Below are 3,110 nucleotides of genomic sequence, written 5' to 3' on the forward strand. Positions count from 1 at the left end.
ACTCTTTCTACCCGACCCACGGCCGCCGCGCAAGCGGCACTCTTGAACAAAGCCTGTCAGTCATAAGTTGCGTCCGCAATGTTGAGCTTGCGGACGCAGCTTGATCCTCTTGACCCGGCCGCGCTAGGCGCGGCCGAAACTACCGCTTACTCTCATCCAGATGCCATGTGTTGCCCCGCTTGCGCCGCGCCGTCTTTGCACGCTGGGCGAATTCAGCGCCGAACTTGTCGCACCAGCAACGGATTGTTTCGTACGTGACGACGACACCACGCTCGAGCAACAACTCCCCGATATCGCGCAGGCTCAGGCTGAACCGGAAATACCAGCGAACCGCGCAGCTGATGACGATGGCAAGGAAGCGGTGACCTTGAAAAAGCGACTTTCTTTTCTTCATCGCTTCATTCTACCCCCGCTCCTGCGTCAACCTGACAGAGCCGGCGCAAGTTGCGGCGCGGACTACGATGGCATAGCCCGCCGCGTCACGCAGTCCGCTCACTCGGTACCCGGGACGATCTTCGCGATCTTCCAGTTGCTGCGGTTGACCAGCACGTAGTCGCCGTTCACACCCAGCCATTGCTGGCCACGCTTTGGCGCGTCCAGATTATACGATTTCCAGTCATTTCCGTTCATCAGGAAGTTGTAATGCCGGTATTTCGAGGGGACCTGCTGGCCCTCGTGCCAGTCGCGATGCGGCATAGTCGGCATGACCTGCTGGCGACCTGTGCCCTGGCTTTGGTCGCTACCGGATGTGCCTTGGGTGTCTTGAGCAATTGCGGAAGAGGAGGCAGCGACGACGAGAGCCGCAATGACCGAGAGGACGAGTTGGCTTTTCATGATCCGATCTCCTGAGGCAAGAAAATGATTAACGTCGCCATGACTGATGGCTTCTTCGGTTATAGAAGATCCTGAAAACCGTGATACCCGACTGTGCGAAGCTGCCCTGAAGAGAGAGGCAATGGCTTGAAAACGAAAGATTTTTTGGGGCGTGAAGCGTCTATCCATAGTAGTAGAGGGAATCCGATTTCAAGTAATTTACGATTCGCGCATTTTTTTGCTGACCGTTGCGTGTCTGATGCATTTCGGGGTGACGCGCCTTCTCCTCGTTCTTCGTGGACGATCGGGCCGCTCTGGACCTTTGCTCCCCGCGCCTGCAGCACCACTCCCACTTCCGCGAAGATTCGCTCGCGCAGTTTGTGCTCTTCCAGAAGATGCCGGAATTTGAGCAGTGTGGTGGCTTCCGGCACCGTTTCCCTGCCAAGGTCAATGCCAACGAAACGACACAGGTTGAGGCTGTCGTACAGCACTTCTTCGCATGAAAGTCGGCAAGGCAGAACCAGTGCTGCACAAAATTAATCTGCAGCATGCGCTCCAGCGCAATTGGCGGGCAGCCATTGCCGCATTTCGGAAAAAACGGCTCCACCACCGCACACAGTTGCGCCCACGGCCGATCGTATTCATCTCATCGAGAAACGCTTCGCGTCGCGTAGGTTTGCGCTGCGCTCCGAATCCCGCGCATTGATCGACAGCTATCGCCAGTGTCAGTTGTTTCATCGTTTTACGCTTCCGCCGTTACATGCTCGCGCTATAACGCGTGACAGTCGTGAACGGTGGACTTGATCGGCATTGCCCTAATGCAATTTTCGCGCCGGAGGGGCCGCTATATAGACACAACCCGTCGACCGACCCGGCTGTCGAAAATGTTCAACATTTGTCGCACATCGGACAATGCTGGAGATATTGCAACGCAATCAACGGAATAACGTAAGGTGACCAACGAGGGTGGGCCTCGCGCCTCAGCCTTATGACGGTGGTGAGCTGCGCAGCACCTGTCTGACCGTGCGGGCCTTCTGACCCACGCATGCGGCCATCATGAACTGGACCTCGCCCAGAGGCGCGGCCGGGATTCGCGAAAAATCCGCCACATCTCCACATAACTTTTTTCCACCGGCAATTTCTTGAAATTGCCGCAGTGCAACTCCTGAAGATCAGCGCGCGCGCCTTTTTATCCGCCTCACCAAGGCCGAGCGATTCCCGGCATTCATCAAGGTCACAGATGGAAATCCAGCCTTGCCTGAACATGCGTGATACTCGAATTCCGAACATCGCTTTGTCCCATCCTTTGAGCGGGAAATTCTCCGGATATCTGACGTCTACCCGCATGCTCGTAATTCTCTTCATGAGGCTATTTTCCGTTGTCACTTGCGCACACACATCGCGAACATAGTTGCCCGCACTTGGTTCGCTTCCATGACTTGCTCGGCATTGAATCGGGTCGCAGCGGCTTCGCACGTCTCCTTACTGGAAAAATCTGTTGTGGACGACGTGATGCCGTGAGTGGTGATGATGCTCCATAGCATCAGGTAAACCGCATGATGGGGTTCCAAGCCCGAACCGCAGAAATTTCGGAAGTCCCTGAATTTCAAGTGGTTACAGGAGATCGAGGCCGGCGAGCATAGCGGCGATGTCGATGGGACTCTCGTTGCGAAACGTGTAATGCCCAAGGAAGTGGATGTGCTGCCAGGCCACCGGCGAAATCTTCTTCAGCATCGCGAGCGCCTTCTCGTTTAACGACTCTTTTTACCGCCAAGTTGTGGCGACCCTTGAGTTACCGCGAGAAGAGGTTATGACCCAAGAAATTGATGCATGAGCGATCTGCCCCTCCAAAGGACAACGGGGATAGTCCAGATAAAACACGTTAACATTTTTACTGTTCGCCGCAAGACAACCGTCTCGAGCAACATTTTTTAGAAGAACGGAGCCGTTCTGATTAGGAATTAGTTTCCATCTCGCTCTATCATGATTGCAATTTCCCATCACTGTTTTTCCATTATTTTCAGCGTATATACACCATCCACTTACTGGGTGTTTGAATTTGATGCTTCCGTCAGTTAAATAAATCATCTGAAAATTTATTGAAGCAGTATCATTTCGATAGTCAAAGGCGGCCTCTCCCCATACCTCCGAATTTTGTTGAGCGTTTTTTCCTACAGCAACTAATACACCCCCGTTAAATATGTTGGTAATTGTCACGTCAAGGGTTATTTCATCTGCCCACAACGGGGAAGATAACAGTAATAATGAACCTCCTACCCATGAGGATAGATAGTCGG

General features: G+C 53.5%; 3 protein-coding genes and 2 pseudogenes. All 5 read right to left on the reverse strand.

Going from position 1 to position 3,110, the window contains the following annotated elements:
* Positions 1–151 precede the first annotated feature (151 nt).
* A pseudogene (locus BMI01S_RS36595) lies at positions 152–394 on the reverse strand (IS6 family transposase); the annotation flags it as partial.
* 98 nt (positions 395–492) lie between these two features.
* The gene (locus BMI01S_RS36600; protein ID WP_028233030.1) at positions 493–834 is read right to left on the reverse strand and encodes an RcnB family protein; all 342 of its coding nucleotides are present in this window, start codon (positions 832–834) and stop codon (positions 493–495) included.
* A 217-nt stretch (positions 835–1,051) separates the two neighbouring features.
* A pseudogene (locus BMI01S_RS40295) lies at positions 1,052–1,551 on the reverse strand (transposase); the annotation flags it as partial.
* 150 nt (positions 1,552–1,701) lie between these two features.
* Entirely contained in the window at positions 1,702–2,178 is a 477-nt protein-coding gene (locus BMI01S_RS41660) for a hypothetical protein (protein ID WP_154671524.1), read from the reverse strand.
* A gap of 399 nt (positions 2,179–2,577) precedes the next feature.
* A partial coding sequence (locus BMI01S_RS40300; protein WP_156123912.1) for an RICIN domain-containing protein occupies positions 2,578–3,110 on the reverse strand: 533 nt, incomplete at its 5' end.

The sequence above is a fragment of the Paraburkholderia mimosarum LMG 23256 = NBRC 106338 genome (assembly GCF_000739815.1).
Classification (GTDB): Bacteria; Pseudomonadota; Gammaproteobacteria; order Burkholderiales; family Burkholderiaceae; genus Paraburkholderia; species Paraburkholderia mimosarum.